Consider the following 17,583-nt stretch of genomic DNA (forward strand, 5'->3'; position numbering starts at 1 on the left):
TGTTGAAAACGCAGTTACCATCAGCTACGAGGCGGTAACGATCTCCCCGATCAGGACTTGCACCTGACTATTCAATCGCCTTTGCAGGCGCACTAACGCAGGCTGCCAGCCTGCAGACAGACACTCACACAAACATCACAACAAACGCGGTATGCAAAACGGTTCAGCGACGAACGCCCAACGTTCTCGCTGATGGGTTCGAATCCCATCCGCGTTTTTGATTCGAGAACTCGCACGTCATTCCAGCTAGCTCATTCGGTTAGAGCATCAGATTCTTAATCTGACTGTAACGGGTTCGAATCCCGTGCTTCAAACATGACCGGCACCTTCTCTCGAATCTCTTCCATGTCCCCTCGGGGGCGTGATCGCTGGGAACTTATTCGTCAATTCAAGAACGTGGATTGAGACCGCGGAAGCTAGAGAAGCTTTCTCCGAAAGACCTTGACCAATTCCCTCTCCCAGCTTTCTTTCGACCAACGTGTCGTTACCCGACACGTTCAACATCCACAGGAGATGTTCATGCACGATCTGATCACAACCGCAACCACCAACGACATGGTCACGTTCGGATTGACGGAGTCAAAGCGAGAGCTGATCCCGTTGGCGTTCGCATCGTTCTTGGACTCCGCCGCCATCGCGACCGGACGCGGTACGTTTTACAACTCACGCGAAGAACAGACCGCTGCCGTTGAAGCTGCGCATCTTGATCTGATGGAAGTCGATTGCGACGTGTATGCGGCTGCATTGTTAATGCCAGGCGTTACCGACTACAGCCGACAAATCGGCGTGCGTCGATTGCTGCAAACGAACACCGTGGGCGGACTGTTGTCGGCCCAAACGCGATCGATTGTGGTTCAACGGTTGGTGCAGGAATTGCCAACGCAACGAATGCTAAAGCTATTCGGTACGCTGCGTCGCGAGCGGATCAACAACGCTCGCACGCGACGATTGATCCTCGACACTTTGCTTAACGCAGACTCATTGGAATTTTGGGCGGTGAAGTATCGCACCAAATTGCGGGTCGCGTTCACGCACGCATGGGGTCGCCGAGTGGCGAGCATCCTACGCTGCGTGTTGGCGAAACCTGCTGGCGATCGCACCGAATCCGAATCGCAAATCGTGCGCAAGAATCTGACACGACTGATTGCCCGAACGGATCGCGTGATCCAGTCGCAAACCACCGTCGGCGTCGCCGCCACCCATGAACGTGTCGAGCAATGTGTTCGATTCATCTTGGGTGACGAGAACACCGTGACGTTGGAACGACTGGCTGCGTATCGAGACGCGAAATCAGACTTTGCCCGCGGATCGGTCCTCCCGACCGAAACGATGGAAGGTCTGCGCAGCCGATTCCACCGGGAACGATCGAGCGCCGATGTGCTCGCGTTGACAAAGTCGCAATTGACCAGTGGTCAAAAGATCGCGGTTCAGCGAAAAGCTTCCGCAGCGGGCGTCGACGTGAAATTCGATCCGGCTCGCTACGACGCGGTTCGACTGTATGTCTACGCATTCGAAATGGGAATGACGGACGCAATCCGTCATGCCCTGATTGAGAAGGCAAAACGCGCTGCGGCTCAATTGCCCGTTCGATTCGACCGAGTCGGTGTGTTGATTGACTCGTCGCTATCAATGGTCGGCCACGACACCCAGGCCCGTCGACCGATCGCGACCGCACTCGCTCTACGCGACATGTTAGTAGCGACGGCTGAAGAGTCTTCGGTGCTGACCAGCGATGGAACGACGATGGGTGTTTGCGAACTGGTTCAACCTTCCGGCGACACGTCGCTGGCCGGTGGCCTGGTTCGACTATTGAAAGAGGAACCTGATACAGTCTTCGTGCTGACCGACGGATACGAAAACGCGCCCGCGGGACGTTTTGCCGATGTCGTCGCGGCGGTACGTCGGATGGGTGTGAAGACACCGATCCACCAATTCACTCCGGTATTCGCGGCTGAGTCGCGAGGCGTTCGCAAATTGAGCGACACCCTCGTGGCGATGCCGGTGAACAACCCTGAGTCAATCGGTCTGGGATTGTTAAAGGCATTGATGGAGGCTGACGTCGATCGTGGCGTGGCCGCTTTGTTCGGTATGACGAAATTACGGCAGTTGTCATTGACCGCTGCTCGAAACCAACGGGATCTTCGTCCCGTGTTGGAGGTGAACGATGGTATTTCGAAAGCGTAAGAAGAACGCCCGCAGCCAAATCGAACTTCGCGAAGTCCTCCGGGGCTGCGAAGCCGGTCGGCTGCAGAGCGTCGGTTACATGCAGGTCATCCCGTTGGTCCTCGGCGACGAAAACGTCGACCTGTCCGACGACCGATTTGTGTCACCGATGCAGTGCGACGCGGCGGTCTACACGACCAGTTACGGAACGCTCGGTTTCCGCAACTCGAGTGCCTCGACCATGATCGTTCCCTGCCATGCCGGCTACGTCGTCAAGCAGCACGCACAAGACCATGCGATGGCTCACGCCGGCGTGGTCGCGGCTGCCGGCGATCGTCGATACGACACCGCGATGTGTATTCAAGCGGCCCAGGGCGGTTTGATCGCAAAGGGTGCGTACCGAATGTTGATCCTTCCTCACGCGCTTCGCGAAAAGGCAATCGAAAAGCGAGCAACGAAGGACTTCCGCAAACTGTGGGATGATATCTCGACATTCAACGAAAGCATGGGCGTCGCCGGAAAAGGTCACCTCGAATACTTCCTGAAAGCATTCAAGAAGGAACTCGATGAGTTTGTCGCTGAGTTTGAAAGCGTGCCGAATCAAATCGGAGCAATCATCCTGATCGATGACCGCGTCGTGGGAGTCGAACGAGCACCATCGTTCGCGTACTGGCAAAGCATTTGGCCGAGCCTGATTCGTGAATGCTACGGGTCGCTCGCGATCGAGGCGTCAAAGGCCGGTGGAGATCGGTCCCCGGACCGTTCACCGCGAGTGCAATTGCCGCTGCAAATCGAATCGCTCGACGAACTCGAATCCCTGATCGCTGAAATCGCACGCCAGGAAGACGAACGAGCCCGATCGACCGTTCGCGTCCTCCTCGATGAACCACTCACCCTGGTTCGCGAAGAAGAGGTGGCGGACAAAAAGGCTCGCGTTGACGTGACCATCGAGACCGCCGAATCGGAACACTTTACCGGGCAGGTGATCCGAGACGGCGAAACGATCGTCTACGCGTCACTGCCCGCGACCCAACTCTTTGTCAAAACACAGAAATGGTCGCGTGCGGAACCGTTTGCGATTTGATCAACGAAGAATCTGCGAGGCAAATTGAAAACCGCCCGTATCGGTGAATTCCGGTGCGGGCGTTTTTTTTCGTTTGCAGTAATTCTGCGATCCCGAATCATGCCCTCCGAATTCGTCTGAATCCAGCTGCCGTCGAGGAACTGAAAAACAGCACGCACTGACGATCTCGCTCCACGCGAACACCTGTTCATCTCTCCCCCGGGAATCGCAAACCGAAAGATGTCGGCCCCCATCCAACAACGTGTCACCCTTTCGCATTCCGCTAAGTCGGCGGACGAGGCAAAGACGATCGATTAACGAGGCGACGCGGCCTCCCCTCGAGTTATCCCGCCTACCTCGAAAACATCGCGCGCGATCGGGCCGGTCACTCATTCATGGCAGCGGGACAAGGCTACCCCCGAACGCGGCACTCAAAATTCGCTCCTGAGACGCCCCCGAATGGTCTCTAGGATTACACCAGTCCACGCATCTTACCCATCTTCCGCTGCGACGTAATGACCGCCCTTCATCTCCGTGTTTCGGGCGCTGAATTTCGCTTAGCAGGCTGGGTCGCCGATGTCGGTTTTTAGCGATGGATTTTCAATCTGGCGTCCACACGTTGATGCAACTACTCTGCAGACAAGACTTTACCGACCGATCAGGATCGTGAATTTTTGATGCAGATCAGGTTATCGACAGATTTTCCACTAGTTAGGAAAGTCGGTTTGCCGACTCATATGGAGTGGACGTGTTAGAGACCGAATTGGATCATGCCGTTATTTGCGATGCCTAGCCACCGGCACGAGACTAGTCGGCTGGCAGACGCGAAAACTTGAGCGAGACCGTTTGACTTGTTTGCTAGCAAACCTAGAATCTGCCTCACTCATCGCAGGAGGCCCAACTGGCGGAAGCGAGAGAGACCTTCGAATCCGGTCGACTTTTTAAACCACGTTTTTTGCTTTTAGAAACGCGTTTTTCTACGCTGTCTTCAACAGCGAGAAGCTCGCCGGAATCTATTCGATTTTGTGAAGGCGTACGTTCATCGCCTTTACCGCCATTTTCATCCAAGAGGGAGTTGTCGCTACCGGTATGTCGTCGACGCAAGGCAGCATCGAGACGCAGGAGGCCATCGAGCGATTCGCTGATGCCTTGCGACAACGCATAGGAGCCGACCGGTTCCGACTGTGGTTCACGCACGGAATCCGATTCGACGTTGAGCAGTCTGAGGACGACGACGCCGAAGTCATCGTGCTGCTAGTCAGCGGCCCGTTTGCGGCCGACCGGATTACAAAGAACTTCACCACGGAACTCCGCGCCGCATCGGTCATGGCACTCGGCGATCGCGCACGCTTTCGCTTGGAAATTGACCAAGCCACCGAGCAACCATCGTTGATCGACGACGACACGTCTGCGAGCAAGAAACAACGCGGGCGAAATGCGAAAGCCGGCGCAACCGCAGACGAATCCGACGGACGTGCGTCATCGAAAAAAACATCACGCACCGCCGACAAACGCGGACGCGGCAAAAAGCACGGCGGCGCGGGCAAACTTTCCAACCTGCTCTCCGATTCCAAACTCACTCGTCGCAGCGATGAACTCGACGAGGAAGACGATGACGACGAAGACCGTGCACCGACGTCTCGATCGCGAGGCGGTTCGCGGCGTGAATCGGGCAACACCGATCATCTTCCGATCCCAGAATCGTTGCCCACGAGCGGCCGGACCCTCGACAGCTTTATCTCCGGCCCGTGCAACGATTTCGCGTTCTCTGCCGCCACAATGGCGATGTCGACGCCTGAGATCGCCACGCCACTGTTTTTGCATGGTCCGACCGGAACCGGCAAATCGCATCTCCTCGCCGCTATCGCGGAAGAGTTTCGTCGTCGACGAAGGATGCGGCGCGTCATTGTCCTGACCGCCGAACAGTTCACCAACGATTTTGTCGGTTCGGTTAACTCCACCGGCCTCGTTAGTTTCCGACGCAAATACCGCGAAGTTGACGCATTGCTGATCGACGACGTTCATTTCCTCGCGTCCAAAACCGCAACGCTCCGCGAAGCCCTCTACACGCTCGAGACACTCTCGGCGGCGGGGAAACCGTTAGTCTTCACCGCGAACCTGCCTCCCGCCGATATCCGCGGCCTGACCGGCGAAGTCGCAGGTCGGATGGCGTCCGGTTTGGTCTGCCCGCTACTGGCTCTCGACCCCGCGACTCGTCTGAACCTGCTCACACGCCTGGTGAAGACACGCTGCGTGCTGGACTGCGATCCGTCGCTGCTAGCCGAAGTCAGCGAAGCGGTCGGCGGCGACGCGCGAGCCGTCACGGGTGTCGCCAACCTGATCGGCATGCTGCAGCGGATGTTCCGCCGCGAACCCACGATCGACGAGATCCGTCAATTCGGCGGCGACCTGATGCGAAACACCCGCTCGGCACCTTCGCTGCGATCAATCGAGCGTGCCGTTTGCGAGGCGTTCGGACTCGAGGGCGATGGACTCCGCGGCAAAGCTCAAACGCGACGCGTCAGTGAACCGCGAACCCTTGCGATGTATCTCGCCCGCCAACACACCGGCAGCGCGTTCACCGAAATCGCGAAACACTTCGGTCGCCGCAGCCACACGGGGGCCATCGCGGCCCAACAAAAGGTGGAAGAATGGCTCGCCAGCGGCAAAACGATCGGCGGCGGCGACGCTGCAATGGCCGCCGCTGACGCAATTGCCCGTGTCGAAGCACGGCTGCGGGCGTAGAATAAAAGTGCTCAGAAAGGTACCTTTCGCCGAGCCGTCCGAAACGGCATTCTTGCCATCGATTGCTCGCCGCCACGGCCCGACTTGCGTGCCCCGGCCTCGATCCTGACGATCGAACCTAGTTCCGAACGCTCACCTCTCTTGTACGCTTTCCTTCAACACAGCTATCGCACGGATGATCAAAGACCAAAACCCAAAGGGCTCGGGATTTCGCGACAAGAAAAAGAAAGAAGTCTCGGCGAGCGAAATCCTACAGCGGCAGCAGCCCTACGAACTCGAAGCCGAAATGGGCGTGATCGGCAGCATCCTGCTGATGCCCGACATCTGTGACGAAATCGCGTCGCTCCGCGCCGACGACTTCTACGATGACGCCAACCGCATCATCTATGGTCACCTGCGTGACATGTACGACACCGGCGAGAAAATCGACATCACGCTGCTGGTCTCTCGCATGCGCACGTCGGGTGAATTCGAAAAGGTCGGCGGCGCCGCCTACCTCGCTCGACTTTCGGGCAGCGTCGCGAACGCGGCCCACGCGGTCTATTACGCGGAGATCGTGACCGAAAAAGCGGTCTTTCGGCGCCTGATCGAATCGAGCACCGAGATCCTTCGCGAAGCCTACGAACAATCGAGCACCGCGAAAGAACTGTGCGCCCAGGCCGAACAGAAAGTCTTCGCAATCATGGACGGCCGCAGTTCCAGCGCCGTGAACGCGATCAGTGACGTCTTGCACCAAGCCATGGACCGCATGGAAGCCCGGATGCGAGACGATTATGTTGATGGCGGTGCCGAGACGGGACTTACCGATTTCGATCAAATGACCGGCGGTTTGCACTCCGGCGAACTGATCATTCTCGCCGCTCGTCCTTCAATGGGTAAAACGGCTCTCGCGATGAACATGGCCGAGCACGTCGCGTGCGTCCAACGCGAACCGGTCCTCTTCGTCAGCTTGGAAATGTCCGCCATCGAGCTCGCCGACCGATTGCTCTGCTCAATGGCTCGCGTCAACGGTCACCGATTGCGAAACGGGACGATCTCGTCCGACGACCGCGACCGTCTCGTCAGCAAAGCGAACGACATCAGCCAGGCACCACTGTTCGTTGACGATTCACCCAGCCGAACGGTGAGCGAGATCGCCGCTGCGGCTCGTCGAATCAAACGTCGCCAGGACGCACTCGGCATGATCGTGATCGATTACCTGCAACTGATCGAACCGGATAACTCCCGTGACCCCCGACAGGAACAGGTGTCGAAGATCGCACGGCGCCTTAAGGGGATGGCCCGGGAACTCGAAGTCCCGCTGCTGTGTCTGTCACAGTTGAACCGGCAAGCCGAAGAAGGCAAAGACCACCGTCCGAAACTCAGCCACCTGCGTGAATCGGGTGCTATCGAGCAGGATGCCGACGTTGTGATGTTCGTCCACCGTGAGGAGTACTACCACCGCGGTGACGAAAAGGCACAGTTCGCCGGCCAGGCGGAAATCATCATCGCGAAACAACGGAACGGTCCCGTCGGCGATGTCGAGCTGACATGGGAAGGCGACTTCACGCGATTTTCCAACCGCGCCGCCGAATCCCACAGCGAATTCGACGACTACCGCGAATTCACCTCACCCGGTGGCTTCTAAAACGCGGCGAAGCCTCACGAACAGACTGCCGATACAGACAAACGCTCACACGATTATTGGCCGCAACATAGCCCTCCGTGTGGCAACGGCAAACGCATCAAATCATTTCAAGCAGCCGTTCACGTGCGTTAAACGTTCGCACATCGAGATCGCCGCCGCGAAACTACTCGTCGCCGCTCTTTTCAGTCGACTCAGCGAGTAACCGTGCCACCGCGTCGAGCAGACGGTCCATCGAGAACGGCTTGCGAATGTATTCGCTGACGCCTAGCAATTCCGCGTACGCCTGATGCCGACTGCCTTCGTTTCCCGTGATCATGATCACCGGCAGCGGCAGGTCGAGTTCGCGGCGCAGTTTTTCCAACACCAGAAAGCCGCTGCGTTTGGGCATCATCATGTCCAAAATCATCAACTTCGGGTTTTCACGTTCAGCGAGAGCGAGCCCCTGATTGCCATCGCGAGCGACGATGACTTCGTACCCCGCGGACTCCAGAGCGTAGCTTACCGTTTCGACGATTTCCGCATCGTCATCGACCAACAATACCTTGGGTCCCGTTTTAGCAGTATCCGATTCGGGGACCACATCCGTTTGCTCGTTCGTCGATAGATTCATGTTGCGATTCACTCAGGAGGATCAATTCGCCGAAAAATCCACCATCGTGAACTCGGAGCCATCCAAACTGGCTTCGCCGACACATGCCTCGGTCGGTTTCGGAGCGATGATCTTATCAAAACACCAGCGGTCGATGTCCTTCAACGCCACAGTATTCATAACTTCATCGCCGCGGTACTGACGAATCTCCACCTGGGCGCGAATGCACTGCGCCGCCGTGATGTCCCGTTGCAGCATTTGAGGGTCGTCATCGACGCCGTTGATGGCCTGCTGCCATAACATTGGCATGCGTCGCTCACGCAATCGTTTAAAATTCTTAAACACACCCGAAGCATCTGGGAAACGACCACCCATCCGGACCACACCGGCGATCCGATCGCTCTGCAACAATCCGACTTTGCACGCCAACGTCGCTCCCGTGCCGTACCCCGCCAATACAATTCGTTCGGGATGAATCGAATACTCTTCCATCGCTTGGTCGATCGCGTCGAGAACCACTTCCGATGCCTTCGCAGCCGCGTCACGTCCGCTTGGCCAATCAAAACCACAGCCACGGACATCGGTCGCGATCGTCGCACGGACGCCTAATCCGACGTAGTTGCGAGTGCTAACGTGAGGCAACACTTGTTCGATCTGCCGCTCGTTGCATCCGGCCGAATGCAACCACACGATCAGCGGGTACTGATAACCGTGTTGATAGTGCAACGGAGTGAGCATCTGCACACTGCGACGTCGCTTGACGTTTGAAAGCCGTGGAACGGACGATCGTTGGGTGGGGGTTTCATTCTCATCGCTTCGCGAGTCACCTTCGGGATCATCACCCGAATGCTGTTCGAGTTCCGAAGCTTCCGAAACCGGTCTCGACGTCCAACGGCGTGAAAACGAACCACTCATTGGAAGTCCTTGTCGAAGAGGAGCGAAGCAATCTGGCAGACAAATTTTGCATGCCATGAAGGTCAAAGCGGGCTGACATGAAAGCTAGTTTCACCACCCTGTGTTTGTCAACGCCGAAACAACCGGCCATCAAAAAGTTCGTCTACTTTGAACCGCCTAACTCAGAATGCTAGCAAACTCAGCCAACACGTCTTTGTCATCATAGCGATACAACGCCGCACACAATTTGCACCGCACACGCGCGTCGACGACAAGCTTACACGCTGAAAGAGTCGTCTGCATGATTGAGCGTGAGATTCATTCCAAGTGGCCGCCGAGCCGTTTCATTTTGATTGAGATTAAAAACATTGCAATCATGGTGAACGCGACACTGCAAACGAAATATCCGACCACTAACATCGGTTGACCGGCATACGCGAGCGACGATTCATCGACTCGCAACAAATGCTGATCCATCGGCAAAGCGAACAACGCGCGAAAAGGACTCGTCACGCCGAGCACGTCAACCCACCGCTGCGTCTGAGATGATAGATTGAGTGTCGATGCCAATGTGCTCATCCCCGGTGGGAGCACATACAGTACAATCAACACGACGTACGTCGTCATCAACGCCATCGACGTTCGAGTCTGGTACAACGACGCGGTGATCGCGACAAACGCATTGACGACTGACACCACAATCGGCACCGCAAACAAACCGATCACCAAAACCCAATTCGTGTAAAAATCGGGATTCAAAACCAGCCCGAGCAACATCGGCCACACCAGGAAACTCGTCAGCACGAACGCGACGCGAAACCCAACAACGAATTTGCCCCAAAAGATTTTCCACGGCGACAGCGTCGTCGTCAGCAACAAATCCAACGTCTGACGCTCGCGTTCACTCGTGAAGGTGCCCGCTAAAAAAACAGGGCCAACCAACAAGTTAAAAACGATCACGTAGACCGCAAACCACGGTGCGTGAGGCGTCTGCCAAAACAGTAAAACGCCCATCAAGGGAATCGCCAACAGAATGCTGATCTGGATCACCAGACGCAGCATCAACGTTCCCTGGCTAAAGATCTCGCCGTGGATTTCCTTGTCGTAAACGGGGTTCGCACCGTCCTCCATCAACGACTCACGTCGCGGCGGCGCGAACAATCGATCAGGAAACTGATCGGGCTGGATCACCAAACCGACCGCCTCCGCCGCTTCCTGTTCGAGGTCGATGATCTCCTTGCCCTCACTGCCGACATCAGGCGGATACAACAGCCGACTCGCGGTCGCCGCGGCCATCAAGATCACTGCTGAGATTGCGAATGCCGGAACGACAAACACAATCACCTTCAAACGCAACAACCCATCCGCCGCGAGCGATTGCCACAACAACACACCACCAATCACCAACGGCAAGATCACCAGATAACTGACGACCAACGAGTTGCTCGTGCGAGAAAAGTAACTGCTGCAAAACACGCCGATCGCGCCAAACAAAATCACCGAGACGAACAGCCCGAGATACGCCGCCGCGACTTCGTAAACGCTCACACCACCGAGCGGCAAGAACAACACGATGATCGGCAACGAAGCGACAATCAACAACGCGAGATGAGTCAGCGCCGCGACCAACTTTCCGAGCACGATCGCGCCCGGCCGCAGCGGACTGGCCAATAACATCTCATACGTTTGCCGTTCCTTCTCACCCGAAATCGTCCCCGCGGCAAAACTCGGCGCGATCAACGATGCGATCACGTACTGCCCCAAAAAGAACAGATCGACGAGCCGCCGTGCCGATGGTGGACTTTGAGTTAAATCCAAACGCTCATCACTCGGCCACGCGATCAACGTGACCGCCGCGAGCAGCACCTGATATACCGCGAGCAAGATGAACGCGCGGTTGGTTCGCAAATTCACCAACAGTTCACGCTGCAGCACCGGATTGTTTTTAAATCCGAATCCCGCAGGAAGGTTCCAACGTGTCGGCAACCGCGATAAGAGTGCGTCAAAATTCAAATGAGTGATTGCCTGATTAGCCGCCGATGGACGAAACGGGAAACAACGACGTCACGCCAAACGCCATCTCCAAAACAAACGAGACTCCACCATCGGTTCGAACGTCGTGGACAGTTTCGACATAGCGAACATATCATACCCGCAACCGCACGATCGCTGTGCCGGGCATCAATGGCATCACAAACGAGTCTTTGATTTCTCGCCCGCGATCTCGGCCACATAACGAGGCACCGCAAACCCGGGCAGCCGAGATTCTAACTGTTCGATCAACTCACGACCACGATCCGCCGCCACTTCAAAGTGCGACGCCCCGGAAACTCGATCGAGCTGATGGAGGTAATACGGCATCACGCGGCACTCCATCAATGCCCGCGACAACGCCTCAAGAGTCTCCGCGTCATCGTTGACGCCCCGCAGCAAAACCGATTGATTCAAAACCGGAATCCCCGCATCGACCATTCTCGCCATCGCCTCCGCCGTTTCCTCGTCAATTTCCGCGGCATGGTTGCAGTGGACCACCATCCACGCCGTTAATCGAGACCGCCGCAACCGCTCAATCAGGAACGCGTTGACCCGAGACGGAATCACGATCGGCATCCGCGAATGAATCCGCAACCGACGCACATGCCCGACCGACTCAATCTTCTTTAACAACGAATCAATCGCTGCGTCCATCATCGTCAAAGGATCGCCGCCGCTGAGAATCACCTCTTCGACATCACTTCGTTGGCGAAGGTACTCGATCGTGGGTTCGTACGCGTCTCGGCGAGAACCAGCTTCGTTGTACGGGAACGTCCGTCGAAAACAGTAACGACAATGGATTCCGCAGGCCCCCGTGGTGACCACCAACGCCCGACCCGAATACTTGTGCAGCACGCCCGGCGCCACATTCGCTTGCAAATCGCCCACCGGATCGGCGCCGAATCCGGCAACCTCCACCCCCTCGCTGTCGACCGGCAACACCTGCCGCAACAGCGGATCCTTCGAATCGCCAATTTGCATCCGCGCGGCGAATTCGCGTGGAACGAACACCGGAAATCCGTAATCCGAATCCCGCCCTGCCGTCTCGCTGGACCGATCATCGATTCGCAACAAACGACGCAGCTCCCCCGCCGATCGAACCGCGTTTCGCATCGATTCGATCCAGCGGTCGTCTTCGGGACGGTCGGCTTTCTCGCAGCCCATCGATCCCGTCGCTCCGGTGCCACACTCACTGCTTTCCGTATCGACACCGATTTCCTCGGCAAAACCGACCTGCATGGGCGCCTCAACCGATCTGATCCGTGACTCGTCGGGGGGCGTCTTTTGCATCGCGGGACTTGATTCCCGGGTCGAAAAATCTTTGTCGGAAAGGGGCAGGACAATTGTGCCGTCGGTCGTTAAACTTTCGGCCTTCCGATTCACCGTGGACGCTGAGTCGCTGCAGAGATGGCGATGGTCCTGATTCACAGATTTTCTTTTCCGTTTGGGAGTGACGCCCGCCGTGGCAACGTACAACACTAGCGATTTTCGCAAAGGCCTCAAAATCCAAATCGACGGCGAGCCGTATTTGATGACCGAAATGATGTTCGTCAAACCCGGCAAAGGCAATGCACTTTACAAGTGCAAAATGAAAAACCTGATCCGCGGCACCACCCTCGACCGGACTTACAAAGGTGGCGATTCCCTCGAATCGGCCGACGTCGAAACGACCGACGTCCAATTCCTGTACCGCCAGGGCGAAGATTACGTGTTCATGGACGGTACCACGTTCGAACAATACGAAGTCACCTCGGACGTCGCCGGCGACATCTGGAAATACATCAAAGACGGCATGGAATGCAGCATGACGCTGTACAACGGGAACGCGATCATCGTCGAAGCCCCACAGCACGTGCAGCTCGAAGTTGTCGAAACCGCTCCTGGAACCAAGGGCGACACCGCAACCAACGTGACGAAACCCGCCAAGATGGAAACCGGAGCCGAATTCCTCGTCCCCGGATTCATCAAAGAAGGCAACGTCATCAAGATCAACACGCAAACCGGCGAATACGTCGAACGCGTCAGCAACTAGATCTCGCCGCGGGCATGCCACAAACGCCCGCGTGCCGCTCATGTCGGTCCGTATCTCCGAACGGACGCCACCGCAATACCGCAGCTAACACGAGCCTCCGAGAGGCTCGTTTGCGTGCAGGCACAACGCCTCCCTCGGTATCGCTGGCCCCTCGCGGCCAGTCGTGCGTTACTCCGCGGCCCCGAAATCTGGCAAAATTTCTGTCCTGAAGCCGAGTTTGCTGGGTTGCGAACCCGTTACAATCTGAGTGTGAGCGGACCACATTGCCGCTCGACTTCGTTTGTGCCAACGGATCACCGACATGTCTTTGCCCTCCACCGACACCATCCTCGCCAAAGTTGACTCGGCTCGCCGGCGTCTGGTCCTTGGGCGATTCGGCAAGACGCTTGCGATCACGATGTTTGCAGCCTTGCTGATCAGCACGATCGCCGTTGCCGCGATGGCCGTCGTCCCATTAGCAACCCTCACCTCCGCGTTTGGCATTTCGCAAAACGAGTCAGGCACGAACGTCCAACCGGCCCAGTGGATTGCCGCTTGGACGATCGGTTCACTGACACTGGCACTGATCGCCGCCGCCGTCGACGCATGGTGGCACGCCCCATCGCGAGCCGACGTCGCAGCGGAAATCGACAACCGTTTCGGACTGCGTGAACGACTCAGCAGCTCGCTTGCAGTCACCACATCGAACACGCCGACAGGCACCTCCGCGGCTTCCTCGCGTTTCGCTGACGCCCTCGTCGATGATGCCTCCTCACGAGCCAGCTCGCTGAACATCGCCGAAAAGTTCCCACTCCGCGCCGGTCGCGCCGCTTGGCTGCCACTATCCATTATTCCGATTCTTGCCGCCATGATCATGGTGGTCGAACCAGCCTCGATCAACGGTGACGCGATCGCGTCGAACGTTGATTCGGCCGAAGTCCGCCAAGTCAAAGCCGTCGCTGCCGAGCTAAAGAAACGCATCGCCGAACAACGCCGAGCCTCCGAAGCCAAAGGACTCAAAGAGGCTCAGGAATTGTTTCAGAACATGGAACGACAACTCGAAAACATCACCAAGAGCGATTCGCTCAACCGGAAAGACGCGTTGATCCAACTCAACGAAATCAAAGACCAAATTCAAGAACGCAAGGACCGCATCGGCTCGCCCGACCAACTCCGCCGAACCCTTTCCCAAATGAAAGGACTCGACGGAGGCCCTGCCGAAAAGATCGCTGACCAGATCCAAAAAGGCGACTTCGCGAACGCTGCGGAAGAAATCCGCAAGCTCGCTCAAAAGGTCAAAGACGGAAAGATGGGCGAGAAAGAAGTGAAGAAGCTCGCCGAGCAAACCAAAAAACTCGCCGAACAAATGAAGGACGCCGTCAAACAACACGAACAGAAAAAAGAGCAACTCCGCGAACAAATCGAACAAGCCAAACGGGAAGGCCGCACTGAAGACGCGGCCAAGATGCAACAAAAATTAAACGACGCGGAAGCCGCCGACGCCCAAATGCAGCAGATGCAACAAATGGCCAAGGCCATGCAGAACGCCGCCGAAGCGATGCAACAAGGCGACTCCAAAGCCGCAGCCGATGCGATGCAGGAAATGAGCGAGCAACTCGGTGAAATGCAAGCCGCGATGGAGGAACTCGAAGACCTCCAGGACGCCCTCAACGATCTATCGCAATCCAAAGACCAAATGAATTGCAACAGCTGCAACGGCGAAGGTTGCCAACAATGCATGGGCAGCGGCTTTGGCAACGAAGGTCGCCCCGGTTTCGGCATGGGGGAAGGTAACGGCAAAGGTGATCGTCCAGAAGAAGAAACCGATACGAACTCCTACGACACCCAAGTTCGCGGGGATGTAAAACGTGGCCGCGCCGTGATCGCCGGTTTCGCCGACGGCCCCAACCGGAAAGGACTCACCCGTGAAGCGATCCGGAACGTCATCGAATCCTCGATCAGCGAAGAGGGCGACCCGCTCGAAGACCAAGTCCTGCCTCGCGACGAACGCGAACAAACTCGCCAATATTTCGACCGCCTTCGCGAAGGCGTCTGAGCAGACGGGAACGATCGCGCGAATCGCTGGCCGCGATTCGCCGCTAGCTTCACCGAGACACTATTCGCACCAGCGATGGAATTGTCGTGAACTCTCGGGACGAATCACGACCCTCCCCCCGCTTCACTACTGAGGCGACTCACCGTCGATTGCGTCGCGAGCCTCCTCGCCCGCCGTCGGCCTTCCAAGGTGAGATTCCGCATCGGCGAAGAGATCCGGTGGCAATTCGGTGTAGTACATCGCCGATGGATCAATGCCCCGCGCATCCAGTCGCTCAATGTATTGCCGAGTCGTCGCCCGCCGCGCAACCCATGGCAGCGCGACCAACCAGATCACGATCAGCAAACCAACCACGGCAACCAACTTCAGATAACGCATGCCAACGCCCCCAAAACCGTTGCACCCTATTCATTGAAAACACGGGCTTTGAAAACGCGAAGCCCCTCAGAACACAGAACCCGTCAAAACATGAGAGATAAAGCGTGAACGATGACACCCGAGATGGCAATCGGGCACTGCCTTCGAGACGTGCCCGAGCCCTCGGCTTTTAACATCAAACCAAAATTCAACTCGCGAGAACCATCCTCCACTCGCTCTAAAGCTCCGTTTTCTCGCCTTTGAGCTTCGACTTTTTGGCCTTGAGTTCCGGAATGCCCGTCAGCCGCACGATTGGTGAGCGTTCGGTCAGTAAGGTCACCTCGCTGACAACAGCAGAATTCGTAAACTGGTCAGGCGTGATCCAGCAATTCTCCTCGACCGGAACTTCCACACGCACAGTGATGAACGCCGTCTCCTCCGTAATGACGGAAGGAGAGACGGTCACCTGGGTCGCGACAAGTCCTGCTGCATCGAGCAAAATCTGAGCTTCCAACTCCGCCTCCGATACCGTGGCACCGGGAACCATTGCCGACCTCGCCGCCTCGTAAGCAGCAGTGTCTGCGGTATGTTGCAGCATCAAAATCCGCGAGATTTCAATCATTGCGGTGAAGAACAACATCATGACAGGCAGCACAATCGCAAACTCGACCAACGCGGCTCCCTGTCGCGATCGTTTTCGTGAGCCACGTGGCCTGAGTGCAGTTTTCTTCATGACTAAAACGTGATCAGCGTAGGAAGGCTCTTGGCGATCTGCTTGAACGCATCCGCTAGCTGTGCGGCATCTTTGGCGTGGTAGTGCTGACCGCCTCCTTTCGAGGCGACCGTCTCCATTTCGGCAACGTTGGCCTCATCAGAGAATGTGACCGTATAAATCATTACTTTTTCGTACGCGACTTGCTGAGCCGCAGGGACAGGTAACGTACCGGTATTGTGAATTCCATCACTCAAAACGATGAGGACTCGCGACGCCCATGGGCGAGCCAGCTTTTTATCGCCCAGTGCCTTCCCGCCTTCAAGAATCCCGGCACCAATGTTGGTAGCCCCGCCCTTGAATCGCAAGGAATGCGAATGCATCGCGTTTCGAATTTCCGAATAATCGCTCGACAGTTTCACATCCGTGCTCGATTTGTCGCTGTACGTACTAAGCGACACTTTTTCATCATGGCTGGACGACTCCATGATGTCGAGAAAACCGTTCACCGCGGCGACGGTGTCGAGCCATCGTGCGTTAGGCGGAACGGGATCACCCATCTTCCATCCGGCAGGCGCCGATGCGGGAGGATTTCGACTTGCGACCTCATCATGTCCGTACGCCATCGATCCCGATCGATCCAAAACGATCGCCACATCGAGTTCAACCTGAGTCGCAATGGCTCGCTTAATCGGACGAAACTGAACGGGCACTCCGAGGGTTGGAAACAACATCGGAACGTCTTGATCGCCAAACGCTCGCATGCTTACAGCGTTGGCGTTCTTAGCTTCCGAAAACAAATAACGTTCGTTTTCAGCATTCCTAGAAGACTTCCCAAACACAATATCTGCCCCACCAATCGAAATCGATTGGTTCATGTAGGGATTGGCCTGGAGAAACCGATCAGCGGCTGAAATCGCGAGCTTTTGGTCTCCGGTCACGGCCAACACGCGTCCGGCAGCACGCGTTGCCACATCAGTCGATATCTGCAATTCGGTACGAGCCAATTCCATATAGACGATGTTGATGCAATACGCGGCAATTGCCAACATCGCCGGCAATAACAGCACCAACAAGACCGCCATCGCGCCACGCCGATTGTCGCTTCGTGCCGATGCAGCAGGGATGCTCATCAGTGAACAGACACGCCACTTCCGATTGCTTTCACGATGCATGAGTCGGTGAGTTTTTGCGTAAATCATGACCTAATATTCCGCCATGATTGAAACAGACTCAGTAAGGACTTGTTCGGAAATAACTTCGGCAATCTTGTAGAATCGAGGCATCTCGATTCCACGGAGGCCAACGATGAAGGACGTTTACGGACAGGAC

13 protein-coding genes are annotated in these 17,583 nt (G+C 56.6%); 6 read left to right on the forward strand and 7 right to left on the reverse strand.

Annotated elements, in window-relative coordinates:
* Nucleotides 1-519: 519 nt before the first annotated feature.
* From FHS27_RS29900 to dnaB, 4 genes are all read left to right on the forward strand, one after another.
* Complete coding sequence (locus FHS27_RS29900) at nucleotides 520-2,184, forward strand: VWA domain-containing protein (protein ID WP_246421323.1); 1,665 nt, start codon at nucleotides 520-522, stop codon at nucleotides 2,182-2,184.
* A complete protein-coding gene (locus FHS27_RS29905; protein ID WP_184309983.1) occupies nucleotides 2,165-3,247 on the forward strand; it encodes an ARPP-1 family domain-containing protein in 1,083 nt (360 codons plus the stop codon). The genes FHS27_RS29900 and FHS27_RS29905 overlap by 20 nt, the downstream gene beginning before the upstream one ends.
* A 1,068-nt stretch (nucleotides 3,248-4,315) precedes the next feature.
* Entirely contained in the window at nucleotides 4,316-5,971 is a 1,656-nt protein-coding gene (locus tag FHS27_RS29910; RefSeq protein ID WP_184309985.1) for a DnaA/Hda family protein, read from the forward strand.
* Between the two features lie 175 nt (nucleotides 5,972-6,146).
* Nucleotides 6,147-7,598, forward strand: a complete 1,452-nt coding sequence (gene dnaB, locus FHS27_RS29915; protein ID WP_184309987.1) for a replicative DNA helicase — start codon at nucleotides 6,147-6,149, stop codon at nucleotides 7,596-7,598.
* Nucleotides 7,599-7,761: 163 nt separating this feature from the next.
* Here the strand turns inward: dnaB and FHS27_RS29920 are convergent, their stop codons facing one another.
* From FHS27_RS29920 to epmB, 4 genes are all read right to left on the reverse strand, one after another.
* A complete protein-coding gene (locus tag FHS27_RS29920) occupies nucleotides 7,762-8,208 on the reverse strand; it encodes a response regulator (RefSeq protein WP_184309989.1) in 447 nt (148 codons plus the stop codon).
* A 21-nt stretch (nucleotides 8,209-8,229) separates the two neighbouring features.
* Nucleotides 8,230-9,102, reverse strand: coding sequence for an alpha/beta hydrolase (locus FHS27_RS29925; protein WP_184309992.1), 873 nt, complete (start codon nucleotides 9,100-9,102; stop codon nucleotides 8,230-8,232).
* 297 nt (nucleotides 9,103-9,399) lie between these two features.
* Nucleotides 9,400-11,067 carry an ABC transporter permease gene (locus tag FHS27_RS29930; protein ID WP_184310003.1) on the reverse strand — a complete coding sequence of 556 codons (1,668 nt, stop codon included), beginning with the start codon at nucleotides 11,065-11,067 and terminating at the stop codon, nucleotides 9,400-9,402.
* A gap of 204 nt (nucleotides 11,068-11,271) precedes the next feature.
* Complete coding sequence (gene epmB, locus FHS27_RS29935; RefSeq protein WP_221225499.1) at nucleotides 11,272-12,405, reverse strand: EF-P beta-lysylation protein EpmB; 1,134 nt, start codon at nucleotides 12,403-12,405, stop codon at nucleotides 11,272-11,274.
* Nucleotides 12,406-12,577: 172 nt separating this feature from the next.
* Here epmB and efp point away from each other — a divergent pair, with 172 nt between their 5' ends.
* Complete coding sequence (gene efp / locus FHS27_RS29940) at nucleotides 12,578-13,147, forward strand: elongation factor P (protein ID WP_236624606.1); 570 nt, start codon at nucleotides 12,578-12,580, stop codon at nucleotides 13,145-13,147.
* Between the two features lie 301 nt (nucleotides 13,148-13,448).
* Nucleotides 13,449-15,182: a hypothetical protein gene (locus FHS27_RS29945; protein ID WP_246421332.1), complete on the forward strand. Its 1,734-nt coding sequence runs from the start codon at nucleotides 13,449-13,451 to the stop codon at nucleotides 15,180-15,182.
* A 126-nt stretch (nucleotides 15,183-15,308) separates the two neighbouring features.
* Here FHS27_RS29945 and FHS27_RS29950 read toward each other — a convergent pair whose 3' ends face one another.
* The 3 genes from FHS27_RS29950 to FHS27_RS29960 all read right to left on the reverse strand — a co-directional run bounded on the left by FHS27_RS29950 (nucleotide 15,309) and on the right by FHS27_RS29960 (nucleotide 17,453).
* A complete protein-coding gene (locus FHS27_RS29950) occupies nucleotides 15,309-15,560 on the reverse strand; it encodes a hypothetical protein (protein WP_184309996.1) in 252 nt (83 codons plus the stop codon).
* Between the two features lie 217 nt (nucleotides 15,561-15,777).
* Nucleotides 15,778-16,272, reverse strand: a complete 495-nt coding sequence (locus FHS27_RS29955) for a TadE/TadG family type IV pilus assembly protein (protein ID WP_184309998.1) — start codon at nucleotides 16,270-16,272, stop codon at nucleotides 15,778-15,780.
* Nucleotides 16,273-16,274: 2 nt separating this feature from the next.
* Nucleotides 16,275-17,453, reverse strand: a complete 1,179-nt coding sequence (locus tag FHS27_RS29960) for a vWA domain-containing protein (RefSeq protein WP_184310000.1) — start codon at nucleotides 17,451-17,453, stop codon at nucleotides 16,275-16,277.
* Nucleotides 17,454-17,583 lie beyond the last annotated feature (130 nt).

The organism is Aporhodopirellula rubra (assembly GCF_014192335.1).
GTDB lineage: Bacteria > Planctomycetota > Planctomycetia > Pirellulales > Pirellulaceae > Rhodopirellula > Rhodopirellula rubra.

Coding starts and splice junctions, on each gene's coding strand:
- FHS27_RS29900 (WP_246421323.1), top strand. CDS start 520: ATGCACGATCTGATCACAACCGCAACCACCAACGACATGGTCACGTTC.
- FHS27_RS29905 (WP_184309983.1), top strand. CDS start 2,165: ATGGTATTTCGAAAGCGTAAGAAGAACGCCCGCAGCCAAATCGAACTT.
- FHS27_RS29910 (WP_184309985.1), top strand. CDS start 4,316: ATGTCGTCGACGCAAGGCAGCATCGAGACGCAGGAGGCCATCGAGCGA.
- dnaB (WP_184309987.1), top strand. CDS start 6,147: ATGATCAAAGACCAAAACCCAAAGGGCTCGGGATTTCGCGACAAGAAA.
- FHS27_RS29920 (WP_184309989.1), bottom strand. CDS start 8,208: ATGAATCTATCGACGAACGAGCAAACGGATGTGGTCCCCGAATCGGAT.
- FHS27_RS29925 (WP_184309992.1), bottom strand. CDS start 9,102: ATGAGTGGTTCGTTTTCACGCCGTTGGACGTCGAGACCGGTTTCGGAA.
- epmB (WP_221225499.1), bottom strand. CDS start 12,405: ATGCAAAAGACGCCCCCCGACGAGTCACGGATCAGATCGGTTGAGGCG.
- FHS27_RS29945 (WP_246421332.1), top strand. CDS start 13,449: ATGTCTTTGCCCTCCACCGACACCATCCTCGCCAAAGTTGACTCGGCT.
- FHS27_RS29950 (WP_184309996.1), bottom strand. CDS start 15,560: ATGCGTTATCTGAAGTTGGTTGCCGTGGTTGGTTTGCTGATCGTGATC.
- FHS27_RS29955 (WP_184309998.1), bottom strand. CDS start 16,272: ATGAAGAAAACTGCACTCAGGCCACGTGGCTCACGAAAACGATCGCGA.
- FHS27_RS29960 (WP_184310000.1), bottom strand. CDS start 17,453: ATGATTTACGCAAAAACTCACCGACTCATGCATCGTGAAAGCAATCGG.